20 protein-coding genes are annotated in these 26340 nt (G+C 71.8%); 5 read left to right on the top strand and 15 right to left on the bottom strand.

What is annotated here, in order from left to right; all coding sequences use genetic code 11:
• Positions 1 to 148 precede the first annotated feature (148 nt).
• Positions 149 to 607, bottom strand: coding sequence for a molybdenum cofactor biosynthesis protein MoaE (locus ACH4S7_RS10225; RefSeq protein ID WP_398520650.1), 459 nt, complete (start codon positions 605 to 607; stop codon positions 149 to 151).
• Between the two features lie 93 nt (positions 608 to 700).
• Positions 701 to 1828: an SDR family oxidoreductase gene (locus tag ACH4S7_RS10220; protein ID WP_398520649.1), complete on the bottom strand. Its 1128-nt coding sequence runs from the start codon at positions 1826 to 1828 to the stop codon at positions 701 to 703.
• Positions 1829 to 2019: 191 nt separating this feature from the next.
• Between ACH4S7_RS10220 and ACH4S7_RS10215 the strand changes: the two genes are divergently transcribed.
• Both ACH4S7_RS10215 and ACH4S7_RS10210 read left to right on the top strand, forming a co-directional pair.
• Positions 2020 to 3540, top strand: coding sequence for a zinc-dependent metalloprotease (locus ACH4S7_RS10215; RefSeq protein WP_398520648.1), 1521 nt, complete (start codon positions 2020 to 2022; stop codon positions 3538 to 3540).
• Entirely contained in the window at positions 3537 to 4076 is a 540-nt protein-coding gene (locus ACH4S7_RS10210; protein WP_398520647.1) for an NUDIX hydrolase, read from the top strand. Before ACH4S7_RS10215 ends, ACH4S7_RS10210 begins: the two co-directional genes overlap by 4 nt.
• 216 nt (positions 4077 to 4292) lie before the next feature.
• On the opposite strand, the gene ACH4S7_RS10205 is transcribed toward ACH4S7_RS10210, so the two are convergent.
• The 4 genes from ACH4S7_RS10205 to ACH4S7_RS10190 form a co-directional block, all read right to left on the bottom strand.
• Complete coding sequence (locus ACH4S7_RS10205; protein ID WP_398520646.1) at positions 4293 to 5033, bottom strand: AIM24 family protein; 741 nt, start codon at positions 5031 to 5033, stop codon at positions 4293 to 4295.
• A 17-nt stretch (positions 5034 to 5050) separates the two neighbouring features.
• Positions 5051 to 5731, bottom strand: coding sequence for an AIM24 family protein (locus ACH4S7_RS10200; protein ID WP_398520645.1), 681 nt, complete (start codon positions 5729 to 5731; stop codon positions 5051 to 5053).
• Positions 5732 to 5745: 14 nt separating this feature from the next.
• Positions 5746 to 7404 carry a TerD family protein gene (locus ACH4S7_RS10195; protein ID WP_398520644.1) on the bottom strand — a complete coding sequence of 553 codons (1659 nt, stop codon included), beginning with the start codon at positions 7402 to 7404 and terminating at the stop codon, positions 5746 to 5748.
• Positions 7405 to 7849: 445 nt separating this feature from the next.
• Positions 7850 to 8470: a M48 family metallopeptidase gene (locus ACH4S7_RS10190; protein WP_398520643.1), complete on the bottom strand. Its 621-nt coding sequence runs from the start codon at positions 8468 to 8470 to the stop codon at positions 7850 to 7852.
• Between the two features lie 333 nt (positions 8471 to 8803).
• Between ACH4S7_RS10190 and ACH4S7_RS10185 the strand changes: the two genes are divergently transcribed.
• Positions 8804 to 9955: a ThiF family adenylyltransferase gene (locus tag ACH4S7_RS10185; RefSeq protein ID WP_398520642.1), complete on the top strand. Its 1152-nt coding sequence runs from the start codon at positions 8804 to 8806 to the stop codon at positions 9953 to 9955.
• Positions 9956 to 10021: 66 nt separating this feature from the next.
• Positions 10022 to 11482, top strand: a complete 1461-nt coding sequence (locus tag ACH4S7_RS10180) for an ABC1 kinase family protein (RefSeq protein ID WP_398520641.1) — start codon at positions 10022 to 10024, stop codon at positions 11480 to 11482.
• A 48-nt stretch (positions 11483 to 11530) separates the two neighbouring features.
• Here ACH4S7_RS10180 and ACH4S7_RS10175 read toward each other — a convergent pair whose 3' ends face one another.
• The 5 genes from ACH4S7_RS10175 to ACH4S7_RS10155 all read right to left on the bottom strand — a co-directional run bounded on the left by ACH4S7_RS10175 (position 11531) and on the right by ACH4S7_RS10155 (position 15409).
• Positions 11531 to 11731 (bottom strand): hypothetical protein, encoded by a 201-nt coding sequence (locus ACH4S7_RS10175; RefSeq protein ID WP_398520640.1) that lies wholly within the window; start codon positions 11729 to 11731, stop codon positions 11531 to 11533.
• Between the two features lie 91 nt (positions 11732 to 11822).
• Complete coding sequence (locus ACH4S7_RS10170; RefSeq protein ID WP_398520639.1) at positions 11823 to 12146, bottom strand: hypothetical protein; 324 nt, start codon at positions 12144 to 12146, stop codon at positions 11823 to 11825.
• Positions 12143 to 12511, bottom strand: coding sequence for a WhiB family transcriptional regulator (locus ACH4S7_RS10165; RefSeq protein ID WP_398520638.1), 369 nt, complete (start codon positions 12509 to 12511; stop codon positions 12143 to 12145). Before ACH4S7_RS10165 ends, ACH4S7_RS10170 begins: the two co-directional genes overlap by 4 nt.
• 193 nt (positions 12512 to 12704) lie before the next feature.
• Positions 12705 to 13043 carry a hypothetical protein gene (locus ACH4S7_RS10160; RefSeq protein ID WP_398520637.1) on the bottom strand — a complete coding sequence of 113 codons (339 nt, stop codon included), beginning with the start codon at positions 13041 to 13043 and terminating at the stop codon, positions 12705 to 12707.
• 182 nt (positions 13044 to 13225) lie between these two features.
• Complete coding sequence (locus tag ACH4S7_RS10155; protein ID WP_398520636.1) at positions 13226 to 15409, bottom strand: ATP-dependent DNA helicase UvrD2; 2184 nt, start codon at positions 15407 to 15409, stop codon at positions 13226 to 13228.
• 442 nt (positions 15410 to 15851) lie between these two features.
• Here ACH4S7_RS10155 and ACH4S7_RS10150 point away from each other — a divergent pair, with 442 nt between their 5' ends.
• A complete protein-coding gene (locus tag ACH4S7_RS10150) occupies positions 15852 to 16109 on the top strand; it encodes a mycoredoxin (RefSeq protein ID WP_398520635.1) in 258 nt (85 codons plus the stop codon).
• Positions 16110 to 16196: 87 nt separating this feature from the next.
• Here the strand turns inward: ACH4S7_RS10150 and nudC are convergent, their stop codons facing one another.
• The 4 genes from nudC to ACH4S7_RS10130 all read right to left on the bottom strand — a co-directional run bounded on the left by nudC (position 16197) and on the right by ACH4S7_RS10130 (position 26191).
• Positions 16197 to 17165, bottom strand: coding sequence for an NAD(+) diphosphatase (nudC, locus tag ACH4S7_RS10145; protein ID WP_398520634.1), 969 nt, complete (start codon positions 17163 to 17165; stop codon positions 16197 to 16199).
• Between the two features lie 86 nt (positions 17166 to 17251).
• Positions 17252 to 18649, bottom strand: coding sequence for a dipeptidase (locus ACH4S7_RS10140; RefSeq protein ID WP_398520633.1), 1398 nt, complete (start codon positions 18647 to 18649; stop codon positions 17252 to 17254).
• Between the two features lie 10 nt (positions 18650 to 18659).
• Positions 18660 to 22346, bottom strand: a complete 3687-nt coding sequence (locus ACH4S7_RS10135) for a UvrD-helicase domain-containing protein (protein WP_398520632.1) — start codon at positions 22344 to 22346, stop codon at positions 18660 to 18662.
• Between the two features lie 296 nt (positions 22347 to 22642).
• Complete coding sequence (locus ACH4S7_RS10130; protein ID WP_398520631.1) at positions 22643 to 26191, bottom strand: ATP-dependent helicase; 3549 nt, start codon at positions 26189 to 26191, stop codon at positions 22643 to 22645.
• Positions 26192 to 26340 lie beyond the last annotated feature (149 nt).

The following is a 26340-nucleotide window of genomic DNA, read 5'->3' as shown; positions in this document are numbered from 1 at the left end:
ACGACGGCGCCCGGGACCAGGGACCACCGGCCATCACGGAGGCGCCGGGCTCCGAGGCGCCCGCTCGCCGCCCGACCACCGCCCCTCAACGAGGCGCTACGCGCCCACCCGCCCACCCGCCGCCCGACCACCACCCCTCAACGAGGCGCTACGCGCCCACCCACTCTTCGGTGCCGTCCGAGAAGGTCTGGTGCTTCCAGATGGGGACATCGCGTTTGAGGTCGTCGATCAGCTTGCGGGACGCTTCGAAGGCGTCACCCCGGTGGGCGCACGACACCGCCACCACGACGGCCAGATCGCCCACCCGCAGATCACCCACCCGGTGGACCGCCGCCAGCGCCCGCACCGGGAACTTCGCGACGACGTCCTCCGCCGTCCGGCGCAGCTCCGCCTCGGCAGTCGGATGGCTGGAGTATCCGAGCGCGGACACGCCCGCGCCGCCGTCGTGGTCACGCACCGTACCGACGAAGAGGACGGTGCCGCCCGCGGCGTCGTCGCCGACGGCGGTGAAGACCTCGTCCACGGAGAGCGGGGTGTCGCGGATCGCGAGCAGCCGGATCGGATCCTCCGCCGCCCGCTCTCCGGGATGGTCGTAGCTCTGGGTCATGGACTCCATCGTGCCGTACGGCACCGACAGCGGGAAACGGCCCGCGGTCCACCGCCAGCGGGCACGTCTCCCGCCCGTCCCGCCCGCCAGGGGCTACAGCCGACGGCGCGCCTTGCGAGCCCGCCGTACCAGCGCCGCCGTACCGAGCAGGGCGACCGTCGCACCGGCCGCGCCCGCCGCCGTGGCGTCCTTGCGGCCGAGGCGACGGCCCGCGACGGTGTGCCGGCCCTCCGCCTCGTCCAGTAGCGCGGCGAGCACCTCCTCATTGGTCCACCGGGGACGCCACCCCGCGTCGTGGAGCCGGCTCACGCTCACCACCCAGGGGTGCATGGTGTAGGCCAGGTCCCCGGCCGGCGACGGAGTGAGTCCGATCCGGTGGAGTCGGGCCGCCGCGCCGAGGGCGACCGCCGATGGCAGCTCCATCCGCCGGATGCCACTGAGCTCTTCGACCTCCTCCTGTTCGAGCCAGCCGTCGCAGCCGACGGCCAGCTCGCCCTCGACCTTCTCCAGAGCCGCGTACTCCAGGGCGCTCACCAGATCGTCGACATGGCAGAACTGCCAGGTCGGACGCGATCCGGCGACCACGAGGAGCCGTGGTGACTCGAAGTAACGGGTGAGGGCGGTGTCCGTGCCGCCCACCAGGACGGTGGGCCGGACCACCGTGACGTTGAGCCCGGGGTGGGCGCGTGGCGCTCTGCGGGCGAGGCGTTCGATCTCCAGGAGGTCGCCGACGCCGGTGGCCTCGGCGGTGGCACGCAGCTCGGCGTCCTCGGAGAGCGGGATGTCGTTGTCGGGCAGTGCCCCGTAGACCATGGCGGATGTGCACAGGACGACCCGGTGCACACCTGCCGCGGCCGCCGCGGTCAGTACGGTCTGGGTACCGCGTACGTTATACGCGGTACGGGCGACGGAGTCGGTCTCCAAGTCGAGATCGAGCGCGAGGTGCACGACCACGTCGGCACCGCGTAGTTTCTCCGCGATGGCCGGGTCCCGGACGTCGAGGATGTGCCACTGCGCCCCGTCGACCTCGCCCCGGCGCTCGTCGATCGCGACGACCTGCTTGACCTCGTCCGACGCGGCGAGCTGCCGCGCGAGCAGTTCACCGATGCCCGTGGCGGCGCCGGTGACCGCGACGACGGGGCCGCGACCTGCGGTCCCGTCGCCAGAAGTCGGGGTTGAGCGGTTTCGCGCTCCGCGAACCTGCGGATCTGGGGAACTCACCAGGCGTCTCCAGCGGTTGTCTTCAGTACGTAAGCGAATGACGCGTACGTACCAGGTGGCGTCCATCCTGCCCCAGGCCACGAGTCGGCGGAGCACCGAGCCCATACCCCGGCCCGGATGTCTACGCTGGGTGTGATGTCGGGCATTCGCCGTCGGCCCGGAGCCGACGGCCCTACGAGCCGAGGAAACCCGTGAGTGACACCCCATTCGGATTCGGCCTTCCGCCGGAGGAGCCGGAGGACGGCGACGAAGGCAAGAAGAAGGATCCCACCGGCGGTGGCCACGGCGCCGGCGGTTCCAACCCGGCGAATCCCTTCGGATTCGGCGGTGGGCAGGGCGGCGCGGACAATCCCTTCGCCGCCATGTTCGGTTCGCTGAACCCCAATGATCTCGGTGCGGCCTTCCAGCAGCTCGGCCAGATGCTGAGCTACGAGGGCGGCCCGGTGAACTGGGACATGGCCAAGCAGATCGCCCGCCAGACGGTCTCCCAGGGCACGGCGGACGGCACCAAGGACGAGAGCGTCGGCCCCGCCGACCGCACCGCCGTCGAGGAGGCGCTGCGGCTGGCCGACATCTGGCTGGACGGCTCGACCTCCCTGCCCTCCGGCGCGAGCACCGCCGTCGCGTGGAGCCGGGCGGAGTGGGTCGAGGCGACCCTGCCCGCGTGGCAGCAGCTCGTGGATCCGGTCGCCGAGCGGGTCGGCCTGGCCATGGGCGGTGTGCTGCCCGAGGAGATGCAGGCCATGGCGGGCCCGCTGCTGGGCATGATGCGCTCGATGGGCGGCGCGATGTTCGGCCAGCAGATCGGGCAGGCCGTCGGTGTGCTGGCGGGCGAGGTGGTCGGTTCGACCGATATCGGGCTGCCGCTCGGTCCGGCCGGCAAGGCCGCGCTCCTCCCGCTGAACGTCGAGGCGCTCGGCAAGGACCTCGGCGTGTCCAAGGACGAGGTGCGGCTCTATCTGGCGCTGCGCGAGGCCGCCCACCAGCGGCTCTTCGCCCATGTGCCGTGGCTGCGCTCGCACCTGTTCGGCGCGGTCGAGGGGTACGCCCGGGGCATCAAGGTCGATACGAGCAAGCTGGAGGACGTGGTCGGCCAGTTCGACCCCTCGCACCCCGAGCAGCTTCAGGAAGCCCTTCAGCAGGGCATGTTCCAGCCGGAGGACACCCCGCAGCAGAAGGCGGCGCTGGCCCGGCTGGAGACGGCGCTCGCGCTGGTCGAGGGTTGGGTGGACGCGGTGGTGCACGAGGCCGCGTCGTCCCGGCTGACCTCGGCCGGGGCGCTGCGCGAGACCCTGCGCAGGCGCCGGGCGTCCGGTGGTCCCGCCGAGCAGACCTTCGCGACGCTGATCGGTCTCCAGCTCCGCCCCCGCAGGCTGCGGGACGCCTCCCGGCTCTGGGCCTCGCTCACCGACGCCCGGGGCATGGACGGCCGCGACAGCCTCTGGGAGCACCCGGACATGCTGCCGACCGCCACCGATCTGGATGACCCGGACGGTTTCGTCCACCGGGAGCAGCTCGACTTCTCGGAGCTGGACAAGATGCTCGGCGAGGCGGCGTCCAAGGGCAAGGGTTCCGCGCCCGCCCCGGGCGACGACTCCGCCACGGACTCGGGCTCCGACGCCTCCGGCGCCGGGGAGAGTGCCGGGGACAGCAAGGGCGACAGCAAGGACGGCCGCGACGACAAGGGCGACGGGAACGGCCCCGCCCGGTGAGCCTCCACACCGACGCCATCCACGTACTGAAGGGCTACGAGGGCTCCCACGACGGCCAGGCCGAGCTGCGACAGCTCTATCTGGATCATCTCACCGCCCATCCGGACGGAATGTGGAAGTCCTGTGCCTCCGGGCATGTCACGGCGAGCGCCCTGATCATCGATCCGGAGCGCGGTCGGGTGCTGCTGACGCTGCACAAGAAGCTCGGGATGTGGCTCCAGATGGGCGGCCACTGCGAGCCGGGGGATCCGACGCTCTCCCGGGCCGCGCTGCGCGAGGCCCGGGAGGAGTCCGGGATCGAGGGTCTGACCCTGCTGGGCTCCGGGGCGCCGGTGCGGCTGGACCGGCATCCGATTCCCGCGCCCTGCCACTGGCACCTGGATGTGCAGTACGCGGCGCTCGCGCCTGCCGGGGCCGTCGCGGCGATCAGTGACGAGTCGCTGGACCTGCGCTGGTTCGCGTACGCCGAGGTGCCGGAGGTGGCCGATGATTCGGTCGTCCGGCTGCTGGAGCGGACGCGCGCGGCGCTGGTCTGAGGCGGGGAGCGCGGAAGCGCGCGGCACCGGTCCGAGGCGGGCGCCGGTCCGAGGCGGGGCCGGGCACCTGCCTGGAGGCGCGAGTCGGGGTCAGCCCGGACTCACGCGGCGCCGGGCTGAGGCACAGGGCGGGGGGCGGTCCCGGAGAGGACCGCCCCCGACCCGTACGTACTCCTCGGCGGTCGAGCACACCGGCCGGCACGTACGCGTGACCCGTCAGGACCAGGCGTTGTTCTGGTTCTGACCGTTGTTGCCGAACTGGCCGCGCAGGCCCTCGCCGAGCTGCGCGTTCTGCGGCGGCATGACCTCGCTGGGCTGGACCAGGGCGAATCCCTGCCCGAGGAAGCTCAGCTCCCAGCCCTCGCCGGTGTTGCCGCGTCGCCGCAGCGCGCTGGACGAATGCGTCTGCGCCTGCATCTGCACCCGCAGCGGGGTGGACCAGGCGACGATGGCGTCGGCGTCGACATTGACGTACGACTCCGGGGTGACCCGCATCATCAACGGCCGGCCCGAGGTCATCAGCGCGACCTTGCCCTGGCCCGTGATGTTGAGCTGGTACTTCCCGGATCCGGAGATCCCGTACTGACTGTCCACCGCGATGACCTCGGTGTGCAGCGCGGAGTCGAGCGCCAGGACGTAGGAGCTGTCGACGGTGATGCCCTCGTGGTCGACGTCGACGAGGTGGACGTACTGCGCCAGATTGGCGAGGTAGACCGTGCCCTGCCCGGAGCAGCGCATCAGACTGAGGCCCTCGCCGGTATTGCCTTCGGCCCGTCGCTGACGGCCCGTCTGGTACTCACCGTCGAAGTCGACCATCCCCTGGAAGGCGACCATCGCTCCCTTGCGGGCGAGTACGTCGTCATTGCCGGCGAGCGCCACCCGCAGTAGCTGCGGGTTCTGGATGGCATAGCGCTCCTGGGACTGCTGCTCCCCATGGTGAAAAAGTGGGCTCTGCATGGTTGTTCCCGCTCCCCTCAGCCCCGGAGCCGCAGCCGGTCGGTGCTGTCTTCACTCGGCTGTACGACGACGATGCCCTGGCCCGAGAAGGCCATCTGGTACGCCTCGCCGCTGCCCCGCCCGATGAGGGAGGATGCCTTGAAGCTGCGCTTGCCCTTCACCTTGAGATTCGGTGACCAGGCGACCAGGGCGTCCGGGTCGACATAGGTCTCGTCCTCGCCACGGCCGCAGTCGACGACGATCGGGGTGCCGCGCGAGGTCAGGGCGACCCAGCCGGTACCGGCGATCTCGACGTTCCACAGGCCCTGTCCGGCGAGCTTGGCCAGGCCCTTGACCTTCTCGACGCCCCACTGGAGGTGGGCGTCGAAGGCGAGGACGTTGGTGCCGTTGACCGAGATGGAGTCGTTGTCGAGGTTGAGGACGACGACATCGGCGCCGTAGTCGGCGAGGTAGAGCAGGCCGTCGCCGGAACACTTCATGACGGGTGAGCCCTCGCCGGTGATCCACTGGGCGGCGGCCTGCCGGGCGGCGGGCGGATCCGGTTCGTACTGGATGAATCCCTCGTACGACACGATCGATCCGGCGCGTGCGTAGAGATCCTGGCCGGTGGCCATGGCGACCTTGAGCATGGTCGCGCCGTGGTTCTCCATCCGGGCGACGGTCGGGGTCGGGGCGAAGCCCGCGAGTTGCTGGTTCATGCCTTCGGGCTCCTTCAGACCTCGTAGGGCTGCACGACGATGAAGTTGCCGGGGGCGCCCCGGAACTGGAGGTTGACCGTTTCGCCGCTGTGTCCCGGGTACGAGTGGCGGCGCAGCCGGACTTGGCTGGAAAGAATCACCTGGGACGCGGACGACCAGGCGACGACGGCGTTGCAGTCGGCGTAGGTGCTCGGTGTGACCGGCAGCACGACGGGGATTCCGTGCGTCTTGATGACGACGGTGCCGGTGCCGGAGAACTGCATGGTGTAGAGCGAACCACCGGGGATGCCGTGGCCCTCGATCTGGCGGATCTCGTACTGGAGGTCCTCGTCGAAGGCGAGGACGTTCTCCGCCGAGACACAGATCCCGTCGCCCTGGAGCTCGATCGGATGCAGATGGGACGCGTCCTCGGCGAGGAAGACCTGTCCCCGGCCCGTACAGCGCATGAGCTGCATCTCCTGGCCGGTGGCGTTGCCCAGTCGACGCCCGACGAATCCCGCGCTCTTATGGCTGAAATCGACCTTGCCCTGGTACATCACCATGCTGCCCTGGCGGGCGAGGACCGCGGAGCCGCCCATGGCCAGCTCGACGCGCATGAGCCGCTCGTTCTGCGGGGTCCAGCGCTGGCCCGTGGGCGTCTCGCGGTAGGGCTGAAGGGCGGCCTGGAGTCCGGGACCCGCCGCGGGGAAGCCCTGCGGGGCTCCTGATGGCGCGCCCGGAGGCTGTCCGTACGGGGACGGGGCCGGGGCCGGGGCCGGCTGCCCGTGGCCCAAGGGGGCGCCGGGGGGCGTGACCTGTCCGGGGAGCTGGCCCGGGGGTTGTCCGGGGAGCTGGCCGAACGACGGCTGCTGGGGTATTTGCCCGAACTGTGGCTGCTGCGGTGGCTGCCCGTAGGGCGCCGGAGCCGGGGGTACGGGGGCGGACGGGGGTACGGGGGCGGACGGGGCCGGTACCGCCTGTTGGGGCGCGGCGTACGGCTGCGGTACCGGAGCCGGGGGCTGGGGCTGGGGCGGGGCGCCGAACGACGGCACGGGCTGCGGCGGCTGGGGCGCGGCCGGGGCGCCGAATGCCGGAGGCGCCGTGGCCTGGGCGGGCGGCGCGAAGCCGGGCACGGCGGCCTGGGGCTGCGGTGCGGCCGGCTCCTCCTCGGCGACCTCGCCGCCGAAGTTCCGCAGCAGGGCGTCGAGTCCGCCGTCGAAGCCCTGCCCGATGGCGGCGAACCGCCAGACGTCCTTCAGATAGAAGTCGCCCAGCATCACCGCGCGCTCGGTACTGAACTCCGAACCGGTGAACGGATACCGGACGACCTCCTCGCCACCGGCGACGATCCGGATGTAGCCCGGACCTATGTGCGACATCTGCCCGGCGCCGTCGATCGTGGCGGTGAAGGAGAGCTTGTGGATGGTGGCCGGAACGTTGTCGAGCGTGACGCGGAAGGACTCGGTGTCACCGGCCTGCGCGCCGAGCAGCTGAATGGACTCCTCGGGCGACTTGGGTTGGTTGAAGAAGATGAAGTACCGGTCGTCGGAGAGCTGCTCGTTGGCGTCGAGCCCGAAGCAACTGATGTCGAAGGTCAGGCCCGGAGCCGCGATCTGGACACCTACGTACAGATCCGTTCCCGGCGTGAGATCGCTGATCTTGGCCTTGTGGCCGCGTTGGAATTCCCTGGCCATACGTAACGACCGTCCCCCATCCCAGAATATGAATGCGTCGCGTCAGGCTAACGGCTGAGTACGACTTTGAGCCAAGGACCAGCACCAGCCGGGACACATTCGATACACGCCGGTCAGCGGCCTCTCCAGCGTGGCGGTTCGACGCGGGCCACTACTTCCGGCAACCACTTCCGGCCATCGGTCACCATCTGCTGCCAGTCGCTCACGGAAACCGCTCGTTCCGTCGCCGTGTTCTCGGCATTTCCCGGATTCATGGGTGTCCTGGGGGGGGGTGGCGAGTGGCCCGGGGGTGGATTCGTGGGGGTACCGGGTGGCTCGGATCGCTTGGATTCGCGGGCGTCACACGCTACTGGGTGCCCTGAATATCACCGGTATCACGAACATCCGGGGCCGGGCACGAACATCCGGGGCCGGGCACGGGCATCACGAACATCCCGGAGCCGGGTCAGTCGCCGCCCTGGGGGTACTCGCCCGGGGTCCGCTCGCCGCCCGGGGCCGGCAGATGGGGGAGGCGGTCGGCGGCGACGACACCCTCCAGATAGCCCCGGGCCCGCTCCGTACGGGGATACGCCTCCAGCAGCCGCCAGAAGCGTGGTCCGTGGCCGGGCACCAGCAGATGGGCCAGTTCGTGGACGAGGACGTAGTCGACGACGTACTCCGGCATTCCCTGGAGGCGGTGCGAGAGGCGGATGCTGCCCTCGGCCGGAGTGCAGGAGCCCCAGCGGGTGTTCTGGTTCGTCACCCACCGCACGGACGACGGCCGGGCCCGCCCCTCGAAATACTGCGCCGACAACCGCTCCGCGCGCTCGGTCAGCTCACTGTCGCCGAGCATCCGCTTGCTCTCCTGGGCGGCGAGCTTGTCGAGCATCACGCTCACCCAGCGCTGCTCCTCCGCCTCCGACATCCGGGCGGGGATCAGCACGATGGTCCGGTCACCCTCCCGGTAGGCGGAGACCGTTCTGCTGCGGCGAGCGCTTCTGCGGACCTCGACCGCGCTCGTCCCGGAGCCGCGGGGCGGACGGGGCGGCGGCTCCCCAGCGACGCGAGGAGAAGGGTCGACGGACACGCTCCGACGTTACCCGCTGACCGCGGGGGAAGTCCCGACTAGGGAGCAGTTCAGCGGGATCCGGGCCATGGCTCCACCATTTGAACGACTAATACCCCGGACCTGTGGACAACTTTTCACGCCCGTCGGCCGGACCGTGCATTCTGACAACGGATCGAGGCGGAGCGCCGGGCCGGGTGCCCCGTCGGACGATCCGGGCGAGTTCGGCGTCCGGCCTCGCTCCACCGGCCTCGCTCCACCGATCACGTTCGATCTTGGTCCATGTTTTCGATGTTCGATGTTTTCGATCTTCGAAAGAATTCGATCACCGCGCATTCCACGGGGGAGGCGTATATGCATCCGATGGTGAAGCCCGCGCTGAGGCGGGCCTGGCGGGAGCGGCAGACCGTGCAGTTCGGGGTGACCCCCGCACACGCGGTCACGGTCGGACCGGTGGACACGGCGACCGGCGCGCTGCTGGAGCTACTCGACGGGACGCGGGGGCTCCCACTGCTGCGCGAGGAGGCGCGGGCGATGGGGCTGCCCGACGGACATCTGGACACCCTCGTGACGCGTCTGTCCGCAGCAGGTCTCCTCGACGATCCGCCGGCCGGCGGTCCCGCCGCCGAGGCGCTGCGGAAGCGGGCGGACTCCCTCGACCGGCTGCGCCCCGATCTGGCGTCCCTGTCCCTGGTCCATCCGGAGCCGGGCGGCGCGATACGACGACTGGTGGCCCGGCAGGCGGTCCGCGTCCAGGTGCGTGGCGCGGGGAGGGTCGGCGCGGTGGTGGCGGGGCTGCTGGCCGCGGCGGGGGTGGGCAGGGTCGAGGTGCTGGACGGCGGATGCGTGGAGCCCTGGGACGTGTCACCCGCCGGGCTCCCCATCGAATCCATCGGCGAGCGGCGGGACACGGCCGCGCGTCATCTGGTGCGCGGGGCGGCCCCGATCCGGCCGCCCCGGGCCGGGACCGCCGAGCCCCCGGCGCCGGGCAGCGGGGAGCCCGGTCTCTCGCTGGTCGTCATCTGCCCACGCGACGGGCTCACGGCCCATGCCCCCGATCCGGCGACGGCCACCGGCTGGATCACCACCGGCACTCCCCATCTCTACGCGGGGGTCATCGAGGCGACCGGCGTGGTGGGTCCCCTGGTGCTGCCCGGGGGCACCGCCTGTGCCGGATGTCTGGAGCTGGGCCGGGAGGAGCGTGACCCGGGGTGGCCCCGGCTGCTCGCGCAGTGGCGGTCGGGCGGTCGCCGGGGCGCGGTCCCCGCCTGCGACGTCACCCTCGCCACGACGGTCGCGGGGACGGCGGCGGCCCACGCCCTGTCCTTCCTCGACGGCGAACTACCAGTCAGCACAGGAGCGCGCGTCGAGATCTCACCACCGCTGCTCGACTGGCGATCGGAGACGATCGCCCCTCATCCCGGCTGTCCCTGCGGCGCGTCAGGGAAAAGTGAGGGGCAGGACACCTCGGGCTTCCGCCCGTCACACGAGACAATGGCCGGGTAACCGCCGTCGACGGAGCGATGTCCGTGGGGCATCAGCGGCACAGCTGTCTGGGATTTGGAGGGGCTTATGTCTGATCTTCCCCGGAAGGCGGTCACCCGTACCGCCAAGTTGGCCGCGCTTCCACTGGGGTTCGCCGGTCGGGCGACCTGGGGGCTGGGAAAGCGAATCGGCGGCAAGTCCGCGGAGATCGTCGCCCGTGAGCTGCAGCAGCGCACGGCCGAGCAGCTCTTCAAGGTCCTCGGTGAGCTGAAGGGCGGCGCGATGAAGTTCGGACAGGCCATGTCCGTCTTCGAGTCCGCGCTCCCCGAGGATGTCGCGGGACCCTACCGCGCCGCGCTCACCAAGCTCCAGGACGCCGCGCCCCCGATGCCGACCCGCACGGTGCACTCGGTCCTGGTGGCGCGGCTGGGCGAGGAGTGGCGGGAGCTGTTCCTCACCTTCGAGGACAAACCATCGGCCGCCGCCTCCATCGGTCAGGTGCACCGCGCGGTGTGGCACGACGGCCGCGAGGTCGCGGTGAAGGTGCAGTACCCGGGGGCGGGTGAGGCACTGCTCTCCGATCTGACCCAGCTCAGCCGGTTCGCCAAGCTGCTGGGGCCGCTGATACCGGGCATGGACATCAAGCCGCTCATCGCCGAGCTGCGTGATCGGGTCTCGGAGGAGCTGGACTACGAGCTGGAGGCCGAGGCCCAGCGCGCGCACGCGGTCGAGTTCGCCGACGACCCCGATGTGCTGGTGCCGGATGTGGTGCACCAGTCCGATCAGGTGCTGGTGACCGAGTGGATCGACGGGATCCCCCTCTCCGATGTGATCGCCGACGGTACGGAGGAGCAGCGCGACCGGGCCGGCCAGCTCCTGGCGCGCTTCCTCTTCTCCGGCCCCGCACGTACGGGGCTGCTGCACGCCGACCCCCACCCGGGGAATTTCCGGCTGCTGCCCGACGCCGACGGTGCGGGCTGGCGGCTGGGAGTGCTGGACTTCGGCACCGTGGACCGGCTGCCCGGGGGGCTGCCCGCGACCATCGGGGAGTCCCTGCGGATGACGCTGGCGGGCGAGGCCGACGCGGTGTACGGGCTGCTGTGCGACGAGGGGTTCGTCAAGGAGGAGATCGAGCTCGACCCGGACGCGGTGCTGGACTATCTACAGCCGATCATCGAACCGGCCGAGATCGAGGAGTTCACCTTCAGCAGGAGCTGGATGCGCACCCAGGCGGCCCGGATCGCCGATATCCGCTCCCCCGCGCACCAACTGGGCAAGCAGCTCAATCTGCCGCCCGCCTACCTGCTGATACACCGGGTGACACTGAGCACGATCGGTGTGCTCTGTCAGCTCAACGCCACGGTGCGCCTCCGCGCGGAACTGGAGGCGTGGTTGCCGGGATTCCTGCCCGCTGCCACCGATGCCGGCGATGCCGACTATCTGACCGATGCCACCGATGCCGATGGCGTCACTGACATCACCGACGACTCTGATGCCGGTGACGGCCCCGATGCCCCTGATGGAGTCGCCGTCGAGGTGCGGGGCTGACCACCCGGGCCGGCGCCGGTCCGCAGGTCAGCACGCTCGGGAGGTGGCTCACCACCAGGCCGAATCGAGTCGGCCCTCGATCGCCCTGAGGTGAGCGCGGGCGCAATCGTCGCAGAAGTAGTGGCGGGTGCCGTTCTCCATGGAGCAGGTCCATGGGGGCGATGCCTCCTCGGCGACCTTGCCGCAGCGGGAACACACGGTCCCCTCGGCATCCGGAGCCGTCGGGCGGGGGGTCTGCTGCTGATCCACCTGGCGACAGTAACCCCATACGGGCCACCCCGGGGGCAACGCCCCGCGGGGGCAGGTCCGTTCGGACCTGCCCCCGCGGGGAGAGCTGCCGTCAGTTCATGACGGCCATGGCGAGCGCGCGGCGGGCGCGCATCGAGACACGCTCGGCGCGGCGCTGCATACGCCGAGCGGCGACCAGGCGCACGGCCCGGCGTTCCGCGTCGGCTTCACGCATACGGTCGCGCATATGCGCGCGAGCGAGCGCTTCTGGGATGAGTTGCATCTCACGGGTCCTGTTCTGACGCGCGGCGTGCGCGCCGATGGTGGTGACGTCTGGGGTGGCGGAGCCGGAGGGCTCGCTCGTGGGAGTGGGCATGGGTGCCTGCTTTTTGGGATCGTGCGTGAGGGGGCGGTCGATGGTCCCGATGACGTTCATGCCGAGACCGGGTTCTTGCGGGGACGGCCACGCGGACGCTTGCGGGCTACGACCACTCCCTGGATGAACAGCTCGCCGCCCCAGACACCCCACGGCTCACGCCGCTCCTTGGCGCCCGCGAGGCATGCCTCCATCAGCGGGCAGGTGCGGCAGAGGGACTTGGCGTACTCAACGTCGGCGGGCGACTCGGCGAAGAAGACCTCGGGGTCGTACGAACGGCAGGGAACGGGTACGCCGAGGTTCTCGATGGCGTCGTCGAGCGCGGTGAGCGCCGTGAGCGGGGTCAAGGTGGAGTCCTCCGTGAGGGCGGGCGGGGGGCTGAGCTCGGAAGGCGGTACTGACGGGGCGTGCGCTTCGAGTTGCACGGTGGTGTCGTTCCTCGTCTTGTCGGTCCGGCCGGTCGGCCGGTGTGTGGTCCCCCGACGGAGCCGGGGGGCTGGTACCGGGTGCTGCTGTCCCGAGGCCCCTTCGCTCTGGCTTCCCGGGTTCGGGGAAAACAGAAGGGCCGCGGATCCCGTGTGGGGTTCCGCGGCCCTGAAGGCGCCGGCCTGATTCAGATCAGGCTGGATCGCTCCAGGGTTCGAGCCCACGGAAGGCCCACTTCTTGTGATGCTGCGTCTGCTGCCGGGTGTCGGCACTGGCTGCCGCGAAGGCGTAGGTCTTGACCTCTGCCTTTGCCACTCCTGCTGCCAGTGCCTTGGTCGGTCGCTCATTGCGCTCCAGGACAGGGAGTCCACCCAGAGCGATCAGGGGCAGTTCGACACCGGAACCGGACATACCGGTGCCATTGCCAAAGATGTTGAACGACGCGGCGAGGCCGAGCGGGCAGGCGGAGGCGACGACCGAGTGATCGGTCATTTTCACGGCACTGACGAAGCTGGTGTAGCTGCTGATCACTGGAATTCGCCTCCTCTCGGCGTCTCGGGACCGGCCGGGGCCGGTCACATGTATGTGGTTGGGTACAACTTCAGATAAGTACAACACGAAGACAGGGCTTCAGAGAAGCCGCTGGTTTCCGTGGTTAAGAACCTATGGCGACGGTCGGGGCGGGCGCAAACTATTTTTGCGACGAGTTCGCATCAGTCGTCATCTTCACCCTCCTCAAGCCCCTCGCCCGGCTCCTGACCTGCGCAGATGGCAAGCACATCGGTACCGAATCGCTCCAGCTTGCGACCGCCGACACCAGAGATGCCCGCGAGCTCGCCCGCGTCGCCCGGCACGGCCTCGGCGATGGCCATCAGCGTCTTGTCGGTGAACACACAATAGGCGGGCTGGCCCAGCTCCTTCGCCTGATCCGAGCGCCACTCGCGCAGCCGCTCGTACAGTGCCTCATCCATGTCGGAGGGGCAGCCCTCGCACCGCATCAGTTTCATCTCGCCCGCGTCGGTGAGCGTGGCGCCACAGACCCGGCAGAGCACGGGTCCGCGCCGCTTGCGGCGGCCGGAGCCTCGCTCGACGCCACCCGCCCCGCCGGCGCCACGGGCCCCGGCAGCGGCGGAGCCGGGGCGCAGTCCGTTCAGGAAGCGGGTGGGGCGCCGGGAGGCCCTGCCCCCCGGCGAGCGGGAGAGCGCCCAGGACAGCGAGAGATGGAGCCGGGCGCGGGTGACGCCGACATAGAGCAGTCGCCGCTCCTCCTCGACCTGCTCATCGGTCTTGGCGTAGGTGATCGGCATCATCCCCTCGGTGAGGCCCACCACGAAGACGGCGTCCCACTCCAGACCCTTCGCCGAGTGCAGCGAGGCGAGGGTGACGCCCTGGACGGTCGGGGCGTGCTGGGCGGCGGCCCGCTCGTCCAGCTCGGCCACCAGATCACCGAGGGTCGCCTCGGGCCTGACCCGGACGTAATCCTCGGCGAGCCGTACCAGGGCGGCCAGGGATTCCCAGCGGTCCCGGACCGCACCGGAGCCTGCCGGCGGTTCGGTGGTCCAGCCCTTGGTGGAGAGCACCGCGCGCGCCTGGGAGGGGAGGTCCCCGGCGTCGTCGAGGAGGGAGTCGTTGGCTCCGGCGCGGGCCGCGCCGCGCAGGGCGACGATCGCCTCCCGCACCTCCGGACGCTCGAAGAAGCGCTCGGCCCCCCGCAGCTGATAGGGGACTCCGGCGTCGGCGAGGGCCTGCTCGTAGACCTCCGACTGGGAGTTGACACGGTAGAGCACGGCGATCTCACCGGCCGGAACGCCCTCGGCGATCAGCTCACGGATACGGCGGGCGGTGCCCTCGGCCTCGGCGGGCTCGTCCGGGTACTCCACATAGGACGGCTCGGGGCCAGGGTCGCGCTGGGAGATCAGTTCGAGCCGGTGCTCGGCGGCCCGACCCCGGGCCTGACTGAGCAGGCCGTTGGCCAGATGGACGACCTGGGGCGTGGAGCGGTAGTCCCGGACCAGCTTGACGACGGTCGCGGAGGGGTGCCGGGTGCGGAAATTCAGCAGGTGGTCGGGGGTGGCACCGGTGAAGGAGTAGATCGTCTGGCTGGCGTCGCCGACGACACAGAGGCTGTCCCGGTCGCCGAGCCAGAGATCGAGCAGTCGCTGCTGGAGCGGGCTGACGTCCTGGTACTCGTCGACCACGAAGTGCTGGTACTGGCGGCGGATCTGGTCGGCGATGTCATGACGGTCCTGGAGGATGCCGACCGCGAGCAGGAGAACGTCCTCGAAGTCAATCACCGCGCGATTGCGTTTGAGCTGTTCGTACGTCCCGTAGATCTGGCTGATTTCGGCCGGGTCCCGCGGGGCGTCCCGGAGGGATTTGGCGACCTCGGCCGGATAGTCGGCGGGCACGGTCTGGGTGACCTTCGCCCACTCGATCTCGCTTGTGACATCACGGAGTTCATTGCGGTCGAGCCGGATACCGGAGCGGGCGGCGGACTCGGCGACGAGCTGGATCTTGCGCTCCAGCAGCCGGGGCAGATCCCCACCGACGGCTTTCGGCCAGAAGTACTGGAGCTGGCGGAGAGCGGCCGAGTGGAAGGTGCGCGCCTGGACCCCGCCCGCGCCGAGCTGCCGCAGCCGCCCCCGCATCTCTCCCGCGGCGCGGTTGGTGAAGGTGACGGCCAGCACACTGGCGGGTTGGAGTATCCCCGCCCGGACCCCGTACGCGATGCGGTGGGTGATCGCTCGCGTCTTGCCCGTGCCGGCGCCGGCCAGCACGCAGACCGGGCCGTGCAGGGCGGTCGCCACTTCGCGCTGCTCGGGGTCGAGCCCGGCGAGCACCGCGTCCGCCGACTCGGGAACCTGCGGGAAAAGGGAGGAGTGCGTTGCTGCTGTCACCCTGCCATGCTGCCAGGTCCACGGAGGCGGATGCGGCGGTTGTCCACAGCAGGGCAGCGGCAGTCGTACTAATACCGCTCACTGGTACCGCTCGGAATCCCTCCCGAACCGCGCCCCCCTACGGCCCAGGGGCACGGTCATACCGCTCAGGGGCACGGTGGCCGCTTCCCGCCTCCCGCGGCCACGGAAACCTGCGGGGTCGACCCCGCAGGTTTCCGTCCGGGCTCGCACGGCCCCCGGACCGCCTGCTCCTGGCCCCGGCTCCCGGTTCCGGCGCCCGTTCTCGCAGCAGGCCGCAGCAGGTCGCAGCAGGTCGCCAGTGGAGGGCGGAGGGAGGGGCGGGGGCGGGAATGGTGGCTGGACCACGTACGTTCTACGGGTTGCGCAGAGGCAGCGAGCGCACCACGAAGCATTGGGCGAGCCAAGAGGAGCCGAAGAGACGATGTCGGGCACTGTGACGATGTACAGCACCACGTGGTGCGGATACTGCCGTCGGCTGAAGAGCCAGATGGACCGCGAGGGCATCGCGTACACCGAGATCAACATCGAGCACGACCCGGAGTCCGCGGCCTTCGTCGAGAAGGCCAACGGCGGCAACCAGACCGTCCCGACGGTCCTGGTCGTCCCCCCGTCCGGGGGCGCCGACGTCGTCATGACGAACCCGAGCCTGGCCCAGGTGAAGCAGGCTCTCGCGAGCTAGAACCGACTCCGCCGTACCGCCCCTTCTCCCCCGATCCGACGGGGAGAAGCGGGCTCGGTTCCCGTCCGGGCGGACAGGAACCGGGACCTAGCCGGAGCGTCCGGGCCTGGGGAGCGGCTTGCCGTACCAGAGCTCGATCAGCCGGGCCGCGATCGAGATGCCGAAGGGAGGCAGCACCTCCCCCGACTCGAACGCGGCCCGCAGGTCGTCCCGGGAGAACCAGCGCGCCTCGTGCAGCTCCTCGCCGTCCACCGTGATCTCGGCGGAGGTGGCACGCGCCGTGAAGCCGAGCATCAGGCTGGACGGGAAGGGCCAGGGCTGGCTGGCCACGTACTCGACCTCGCCGACCGTCACCCCCACCTCCTCCCAGACCTCGCGCCGCACCGACTGCTCGATCGACTCGCCCGGCTCGACGAAGCCCGCGAGGGTCGAGAAACGCCCCTCCGGCCAGTGCAGCTGGCGGCCCAGCAGCGCCCGGTCGTCGTCATCCGTGACCAGCATGATCACGGCCGGGTCCGTACGGGGGTAGTGCTCCGCGCCGCACGCCTGGCAGCGGCGGATATGGCCCGCCGCGGCGATCACCGTGCGCTCGCCGCAGCGCGAACAGAAGCGGTGCAGCCGCTGCCAATTCTCCAGCGCCACCGCGTGCACCAGCAGCGCGGCGTCACGCGGCGAGAGCAGCAGCCCCGCCTCCCGCAGTCCGGCCGGGCGGGCCGACTGGTCCATCCGGCCCGGCAGGGTGTCCTTCTGGAGCGCGAAGTAGCGCACGCCGTCGCCGTCGGTGCCCAGGAAGTAGCGGTGGGTCTCGGTGACGGGGGCCTCGAAGGCCGGCGTCATGACCAGCTCGGTCCGGCCGTCGGGAGCGTCGTCGATGAGCGCGCGGCCGCCGGAGACCACGAAGACACGGGTCGTCGGGTGGCTCCACGCCGCCGCCAGCCACGCCTCGTCGAGCCGGTGGTGGGCCTCCCGGTCGATCCCGCTCGGCGCGGTGAGACTGATGGGCGGCGCGCCGGCGCCGATGGCGCGATCTGCGGTGGCATGGCCGTTGGTGCTCACGTACTTCCAACTCCCCCGGATGGGTCAGGCTTCAGTTCAGCGGTGCAACGGATCAAGCGGTGTAAGGGGTCAAGCGGTGTAAGGGGTCAGCCGAGGGCGGTGGCGAGGTCCTCCCACAGATGGGCTGCCGTCTCCACACCCTTGAGCAGCAGGTCCACCTCGACCTTCTCGTTGGGCGCGTGCCAGCCGTCGGACGGTACGGAGATGCCGAGGAAGAGCACGGGCGCGCCGAGCACGTCCTGGAGGTCGGCGGCGGGCCCGGAGCCTCCCTCGCGGGTGAAGCGGATCTTCTGCCCGTCGAAGGCCAGGCTCATGGCCCGGACGACCGACCGCAGAGCGGGGTGGTCCAGCGGGGTCAGACAGGGGCGGGTCGAGGCGGCGAACGTCAGGTCGTACCGGATGCCCTGGGGGACGTGGTTCGCCACCCACCGGCTCACCGCGACCTCGATCGTGCCCGGGTCCTGCCCCGCGACCAGGCGGAACGTGAGCTTCAGGGTGGCCGACGACGGAATGATCGTCTTGCCGCCGGGGCCCTGGTAACCGCCACCGATGCCGTTCAGCTCGGCGGTCGGACGGGCCCAGACGCGCTCCAGCGTCGAGTAACCGCTCTCGCCGAGGGTGCCGTGGGACTTGGCGGCGGCCAGCCAGGCATCCTCGTCGAAGGGCAGCTCGGCGAAGAGCTCCCGCTCGGCATCGGTGAGCGGGGCGACACCGTCGTAGAACCCGGGGATGGTGACCCGCTCGTCCGCGTCGTGCAGCGCGGCGACGAGCCGGGCGGCGATCGTGGCCGGATTGGGGACGGCACCACCGAAGGAACCGGAGTGGATGTCCTGGTCGGGGCCGTACAGCTCGATCTCACAGTCCGCGAGGCCGCGCATACCGGTACAGACGGTGGGAGTGGTCTCGGACCACATACCCGTGTCCGAAACGACCACGACATCGGCGGCGAGACGTTCGGCGTTGTCCTCGACGAGGGCGCGGAAGTTCGTGGAGCCGGACTCCTCCTCGCCCTCGATCAGCAGCTTCAGATGGACGGCCGGTGCGGAGCGCCCGGTGGCGGCGAGATGCGCCCGTACGCCCAGGGTGTGGAAGAAGACCTGGCCCTTGTCGTCAGCGGCGCCCCGGGCGTACAGCCTGCCGTCCGCGAGCACCGGCTCGAAGGGGTCCGTGCGCCAGCCGTCCTCGCGGGCCGCGGGCTGGACGTCGTGGTGGCCATAGACCAGGACCGTCGGGGCGTCCGGGTCGTCGGACGGCCACTCCGCGTACACCGCGGGGGCGCCCGCCGTCGGCCACACCTCGGCGACCGGGAACCCGGTCTCGCCGAACGCGGCGACGAGCCACTCCGCGCTGCGCCGTACGTCCCCCGCGTGCTCGGGCTGTGCCGACACGGAGGGAATCCGCAGCCAGTCCACGAGGTCGTCGAGGAAGGCGGCACGGTGCCGCTGGATGTACGTACGGACGGCGCTGTCCGGGGTCTCGCTCATGCGTCTGAGCCTAACGGGCCTCAGCACCCGCCTCCTCCGCCGTCTCGCCCAGCAGGATGCGTTCCAGCTCGGCCCGGCCCGGCAGATTCTGGGGGCGGACGACCTCACCACCGCGGACGAAGACGAACGCCGCGTCCACGGCCTCCGGGGGGAGAGCGTGTTGTTCGGCCCAGGCGAGGCGGTAGATGGCGAGCTGAAGGGGATCGGCGGCGACGGCCCGGCTGGTCTTCCAGTCGACGATCTCGTAGCTGTGAGAGGTGTCACCCCGCCCGCTGAGCGCGGGGGTGCGGTAGACCGCGTCGATCCGGCCCCGGATCACCCGGCCGGCCAGGGTGATCTGGAACGGTGCCTCCACGCGGTACGGAGTGCGACGGGCGTACGGGGTGCGCTCGAACGCCTCCTTGAGCGCGGCGAGGTCCCGCTCGTCGGCGATCTCGGCCGCCTCGGCACCGGTCTCGCTCCCGGGCAGCTCGTCCGGGCCGAGCAGGGGCAGTGGCAACTCCTCGAACCGGGACTCCACCCAGGCGTGGAACCGGGTGCCCCGACGCGCCGCGGGCTGCGGGGGCCGGGGCATGGGGCGGGCCAGCTCCTGGGTGAAACCCTCGGGGTCGGCGGCGAGACGTATGAGCTGGGACGCGGTGAGCGAGGGTGGGAGCGGCACCTCGCGCGTGGTGGAGCGGGCCCGGCGCAGCTCTCCGGTGAGGGCGTGCAGATCGCGGTCCCAGGACTCGATGGCCCGGGCGTCCTCGGCGGAGAGCGCGGAGCGGGTGGAGGGCGCGGGGAAGGGGGCGGAGGTCTCCCGGGGCGGTGGGCCCGCCTGGTGCGGGACGGGCTGGTGCGGGACGGGCTGGTGCGGGACGGGCTGGTGCGGGACGGGCTGATGGGGAGTCGTCTGGTGCGGGCGGGGCGGGAAGGGGCCGTCCGGGCCCGGGGCGGGCGGGTACGGGTCGGCGGCGTACGGGTCGGCGGCGTACGGGTCGGCGGCGTACGGGTCGGGCGGGTACGGGGCGTCCTCGAAGGAGGGGTCGTCCTCGAAGGGGCTGTCCTGGCAGGGGTCGGCCGGGAAGGGGGTGTCCTCGGAGAGATCGTCCTCGAACGGGTCGGCCGGGAAGGGGTCTCCGGCGAACAGGTCTTCCCCCGGTCCTCCCGCTTCCTCCGGTCCTTCCGCCCGTGCGCGCCGGTCGCGGACCGGCTCGCCGTACTCGCCGTACTCACCGCGCAGATGGGCCCGGACCGTCTCCGCCGCCTCGCGACGGCGGCGGAGCGAGACCGGGTCCAGCGGCAGCGGCCAGGCCCGGTCCGGGCCCGAGGCCAGCAGGGCCGGATTCTCGGCGTCCTCCGGCGGCTCGTCCGCCCATGCCTCGATCTCGCCGAAGCCGTCCGCGCAGTGCTCGTACAGCGCCTTCAGGAAGTCCGAAGGTCCCCGGCGCCGCTTCTGGTTCGGCCCCCACCAGTGCCCCGAGCCGAGCAGCAGGGAGCGCGGGCGGGTGAAGGTGACATAGCCGAGCCGGAGTTCCTCCGTGTGCTGGTGGGCCTTCATGGCGTCCTTGAAGGACTTGAGCCCCTTCGCGTCCCAGCTCTCGACGTCCGGGAGCGTCACCGCGTCACCCCGCAGGGCGTGCGGGAGCACCTGGGGGTGGGTGGTCCAGGACTCGCGCGACCGGTCGCTCGGGAACTGCTTGGTGATCAGGCCCGGGACCGCGACCACGTCCCACTCCAGCCCCTTGGACTTGTGCGCGGTCAGCACCTTGACCGTGTTCTCGCCCCCGGGGAGAGCGTTGTCCAGGCCCTTCTCGTACTGCGCGGCCGTCCGGAGGAACGCCAGGAAGGCGAGGAGCGACGCCTCCCCGTCCAGGGCGGCGAATCCGGCCGCGGTGTCCAGGAAATTGCCGAGCGTCTCGCGCCGCCTGGCGGCCAGGGCGTGCGGCGAGGCGGACAGCTCGACCTCCAGACCGGTCGTGCCGAGAACGCGGTGCAGCACGTCCATCAGCGGATCGGCCAGCGATCGGCGCAGCTCGCGCAGCTCGGCCGCGAGACGGGCGAAGCGGACGCGGGCATCGGCCGAGAACGGCAGCTCGTCGTCTCCATCGGCCGATTCGAGGAAGGTGTCCAGCGCGTCGGCGAGCGAGATGACCTCGGCGGGGTCGGTGCCCTCGACGGCGGCGGCGAGGCGCTCGTCCGGATCGTCGCCCCCGGCGCCGGCGCGGTGGACCAGCAGCCGGGCGCGGCGGCCCAGCAGCGCCAGATCCCGCGGGCCGATCCGCCAGCGCGGACCGGTGAGCAGGCGGACCAGGGAGGCATTGGCCCCCGGATCCTGGAGGACCTCGCAGACCGCGACGAGGTCGGCGACCTCGGGCAGGTGGAGCAGTCCGGAGAGGCCGACGACCTCGACCGGGACATCCCGGGCGACCAGCGCGCCCTGGATCTCGGGGAAGTCACCGGCGGTACGGCACAGCACCGCGATCTCACCGGCCGGGACGCCCGTCCGCACCAGATGGGCGATCGAGTCGGCGAGCCAGTCGATCTCCTCCGCATGGGAAGGGAGGAGAGCGATACGGACCGATCCGTCCCGCTCGGCTCCCGGGGCGGGGCGCAGCGCCTCGACACCGCGGTGCATCGCGCGCAGTGGGGTGGCGAGGTCATTGGCGAGCTGGAGCAGCCGCCCGCCGCTGCGGCGGTTCTCACTGAGCGCGAAGCGGTCGGCCGGCCTGCCGTCGGCGTACGGGAAGTGCGCCGGGAAGTCGTCCAGATTGGCGACGGACGCGCCGCGCCAGCCGTAGATGGCCTGGCAGGGGTCGCCGACGGCGGTCACGGCATGGCCGGTGCCCTGGCCGAACAGACCCGACAGCAGCAGCCGCTGGGCGACCGAGGTGTCCTGGTACTCATCGAGCAGGACGACCCGGAACTCGTCCCGCAGGATCGCCCCCACGGCGGGCCGGGTGAGCGCCAGCTCGGCGGAGAGTGCGATCTGGTCGCCGAAGTCGAGCAGCTCCCGGGCTCGCTTGGCCGCGCGGTAGCGGACGGTCAGGTCGAGCAGCTCACGGCGGGCCGCCGTCGCCTCGGGGATCTTGCGCAGCTCGGCGTTGGAGAGCCGGACGCCGTCGAGGGCGGCCATCACCTCGGCGTCGTACGCGCCGAGCCGCTCGGGCCGGACGAGGTGTTCCGACAGCTCGGCGTCGAGTGCCAGCAGATCGCTGACGAGGGTGGGAAAAGAACGGGTGAGCGACGGATACGGCCCCGGGGCCTCGCGCAGCACCCGGGCGGCGAGCTGATAGCGGGTGGCGTCGGCGAGGAGGCGGGCGGTGGGCTCCAGACCGATCCGTAGTCCGTGGTCGGTGAGGAGTTGGCCGGCGAAGGCGTGATACGTGGAGACGCGGGGCTCACCGGGGGGGTTGTCCGGGTCGATGACATCGGGGTCCGTCACCCCGGCGCGCACGAGCGCCTTGCGGACCCGCTCGGTCAGCTCGCCGGCCGCCTTATTGGTGAAGGTGAGGCCGAGGACCTGCTCGGGGGCGACCTGCCCGGTGCCGACGAGCCATACGACCCGGGCCGCCATGACCGTCGTCTTCCCCGACCCGGCTCCGGCCACGATGACCTGCGGGGCTGGCGGTGCTGTGATGCAGGCCGTCTGCTCCGGGGTGAAGGGGATGCCGAGGAGCTCCTTGAGCTGCTCGGGATCGGTGATGCGTGAGGTCACCCTGGAGAGGCTAATGGGCGCCACCGACAGCCGCTGTGCCCTGTGGACAACCCTGGTGGACAACCCCTTCCGGACAACGGCGTCGCGGGTGGGCCGAGGGGGAGACTCACCCGAGGACGGTCTCGGCGCGCGGTCCCGCCCGGTCCGGCGCGGTGCGCGGTACGGCCCCCGGACTGCTGAGACTTACGGGGGGCTCGTGGGGGCGACGCCCACGGCTCGGGGGCGGCCGTCCTCGTGGCGCCCGGGGGCCACGACGGCTCCGCACCCAAGAATTCACGGCACCGGTGTGGGACACCTCACTCCACGATGTGGCGGCCCTCCGGCCGCGCGCTGCACGAGGCGCGGAACGCGCAGGTGGTGCAGTGCTGACCGGTGGACGGCGTGAACCGTTCGTCCAGCACACGGCCCGCCGCCGAGGCGAGCAGTTCCCCGACCCACTCCCCCGCCAGTGGTTCCTGCGGCTGGACCTTGGGAAGCTCCTCGCCGCCCTCCTTCTGCGGGGCGGGCAGACGCAACTGGACGAGTTCGGCCCCGCCCGGCTCGGGGCGCCGGCCGTCGAACGCCTCGTCGAGCGCGCCCTCGCGGACGGCCAGCTGATAGACGGCGAGCTGGGGGTGGTGGGCGACCTCGGGACCGGTGGGGGCCTGCTTGCCGGTCTTGAAGTCGACGACGTACGCGCGGCCGTCGGCGTCCCGCTCGACGCGGTCCATGGACCCCTTGATCCGAACCTCGTACTCCCCCGCCTCCAGGGTGACGTCGAAACCGTGCTCGGTGGCCGCGGGGGTGCGCCCGCCACGGTCCATCACATGCCAGCGGAGGAAGCGTTCGAGTGCGACGCGCGCGTGCTTCTTCTCCTGCTCCGACTTCCAGGGGGCGTCGAAGACGAGCGCGTCCCAGACCGAGTCGAGGCGTTCCATCAGGACGGCGAGATCGGCGGGTGTCTCACCGGAGGCGACCTCGTCGGCGAGCACATGGATGACGTTGCCGAAGCCCTGCGCGGCGGTGGCGGGGGCGTCGGCCTTCACCTCACGGCCGAGGAACCACTGGAGCGCGCAGGTGTTGGCGAGCTGGTCGAGGGCGCTGCCGGAGAGGGTGACCGGCTGGTTCCGGTCCCGCAGGGGAACGCCGCTGTGCGTGGGCTCGTACAGGCCCCACCAGCGGTCCGGGTGGGCGACGGGCACCAGGGGCAGTCCCTCGTCGTCGCTGAGGCCGGCGAGCCGGGCGAGGCGCCGGGCGGCCGCGTCGCGCAGCGCGGGGGACGCCTCCGGGTCGACGGTCGTCGCGCGCAGTTCGGCGACGAGCGCGGAGACGGCGAGCGGACGGCGGGGCCGGCCGGTGATGTCCTTGGGCTCGACGCCCAGTTCGGTGAGGAAGCGGGAAGGCTGGTCGCCGTCGTCGGCGGGCGCCTTCACGGCGGTGACCACGAGGCGGTCCCGGGCGCGGGTGGCGGCGACGTAGAACAGTCGGCGCTCCTCGGCGAGGAGGGCGCCGGGGGTGAGGGGCTCGGCGAGGCCGTCCCGGCCGATGCGGTCGGCCTCCAGGAGGGAGCCCCGGCGCCGGAGGTCGGGCCACAGGCCCTCCTGGACCCCGGCGACGACGACGAGGCTCCATTCGAGGCCCTTGGCGCGGTGCGCGGTCATCAGCCGGACCGCGTCCGGACCGCTCTCCCGGCCGGAGAGGGTGTCGGCGGCGATGTCCTGGGCCTCGATCTCCTCGATGAAGTTGAGCGCGCCGCGGCCGCCGGTGCGCTCCTCGGCGCGGGCGGCGGTGTCGAAGAGGGCGCAGACGGCGTCCAGGTCGCGGTCGGCGTTGCGGCCGCCCGCACCGCCCCGGAGGGCGGCGCGCTCCAGCCGGGACGGCCAGGAGGTGCCGTTCCACAGCTCCCAGAGGGCTTCCTCGGCGGTGCCGCCGTGTTCGAGGCGCTCCCGGGCGGCGCGGAGCAGTCTGCCGAGCCGCTGGGCGCCGGAGGAGTACGCGGGGTCGTGTGCGACGAGCCGCTCGGGCTCGGCGAGGGCGCGGGCGAGCAGCAGGTCGGAGGGGGGCGGGACCCGGTTGCCCGCGGTGCGCTCCTCGTCGCGGAGGGCGCGGCCGAGTCGGCGGAGGTCGGCGGAGTCCATGCCGCCGAGAGGCGAGGCGAGCAGGGTGAGGGCGGTCTCGGTGTCCAGCCAGGGGGTGTCGCGCGCGGGTGTGGTGGGTGTGGTCGCGGTGGCGCTGTCGGTCGCGGGTCCGGCGACGGACCCGGCCGGATGGTCCGGGCCGAGGGAATCCGCCGACGCCGTCTCCCGGGCCTCCGGGCCCCCGGCGCGCGCCGGCCCGGTGTCCGGCGCCGCCTCCCGGGCCTCCAGGCCCCCGGCCGATGGCGCCGACTCCGCCGACGCGGCACCCGCCACGACAGCCGCCCCATCCGAATCCAGCGGCTCCAGCGGCTTCACCGACTCCGCCGCGGGCGGCCTGGTCGCCGCCCGCGCCACCGCCCGCAGAGCCGTCAGCAGCGGAGCCACCGCGGGCTCGTGGCGCAGCGGCACATCCGCCCCGTCCACCTCCAGCGGAACCCCGGCCGAGGTCAGGGCGCGCCGGATCGAGGGAATGGTGCGGGCGCCCGCGCGGACCAGAACCGCCATCTCGTGCCAGGGGACGCCGTCCTCAAGATGCGCACGGCGCACGATGTCCGCGATGTTGTCCAGCTCCGTGGACGGCGTCGGGAAGGTGTACGCCTCGACCGCGCCGCCCTCGCGCACCGCCGACAGCTCCCGGTGCGCCCGTACCTTCTCCGCCGGCAGCCGGTTCAACGGCATCCGGCGCGTCAGCAGGCGCGTCGCCGCCAGCAGCCCCGCCCCGCTGCGGCGCGACGTCGTCAGCACCGCCACGGCCGCCGGGGCGCCGTCCGGATGCCGGAAGGCGTGCGGGAATCCGAGGATGCCGTTCACATCGGCGCCGCGGAAGGTGTAGATCGACTGGTCCGGATCGCCGAACGCGACGAGGGTCCGCCCCCCGCCCGCCAACGCCTGGAGCAGCCGAACCTGGGACGGATCGGTGTCCTGGTACTCGTCCACGAAGACGGCGTCGTACGGGAAGTCCAGCGGCGACGCGGACCGCTCGGCCAGCAGCACCGCCCGGTGCACCAGCTCCGCGTAGTCCAGGACGCCCTGCATGTCGAGGACGTCCAGATACTCGGCGAGGAAGGATGCGGCGGCCCGCCAGTCGGGCCGGCCCGTGCGGGCGGCGAAGCGGGCCAGCGAGGCGGGCCCGAGCCCCAGCTCCCGGCTGCGGGCCAGCACCGCCCGCACCTCGTCGGCGAAACCGCGCGTGGTCAGACAGGCCCGCAGCTCGTCGGGCCAGTGGTTGCGCGCGAGTCCTTCCGCCTCCAGGTCGATCTGGCCGGTGAGCAGCTCCCGTACGGCGACGTCCTGCTCGGGCCCCGACAGCAGCCGGAGCGGTTCGGCGAACAGGTCGGCGTCCTGGTGGGCGCGGACGAGGGCGTAGCAGAAGGAGTGGAAGGTCGTGGCCCGCGGCCCGCGGGCGCCGCCGAGCCGGAGCGCCATCCGGTCCCGCAGTTCCACCGCCGCCTTGCGGCTGAAGGTGAGCACCAGGATGCGCTCCGGGTCGGCCCCTTTCGCCACGCGTGCCGCGACGGCCTCCACGAGGGTGGTGGTCTTGCCCGTGCCCGGGCCGGCGAGCACGAGTAGGGGGCCGCGGTCGTGGTCAACCACGGTCCGTTGTGTCGCGTCCAACAGGGGGGGATCCACGGTGCCCGGCTGCGTACGCACCAGCCGGTACGCGCCCGGGGTCCGCCGCCGCACCTGTCGTTGGTGCGGGGTTCGCCCGGTGGTGGAGGAGGAACTCACAGTGGATCGCCGGTCCTGGTGGGTGTGCTGGTGGTGAAGGAGCGGTCGGTGCCGCGTGCCCACGACGCTACGCCAGTGCGGAGCGGGGGTGCGCCGGCTCCGACGCGGACCGTGCGTACTCCGTACGGTCCTCAGATCACCCGCGCCGC

The sequence above is a fragment of the Streptomyces sp. NPDC020965 genome, from assembly GCF_044333555.1.
Classification (GTDB): Bacteria; Actinomycetota; Actinomycetes; order Streptomycetales; family Streptomycetaceae; genus Streptomyces.
This window is presented reverse-complemented; position numbering and strand designations above follow the sequence as displayed.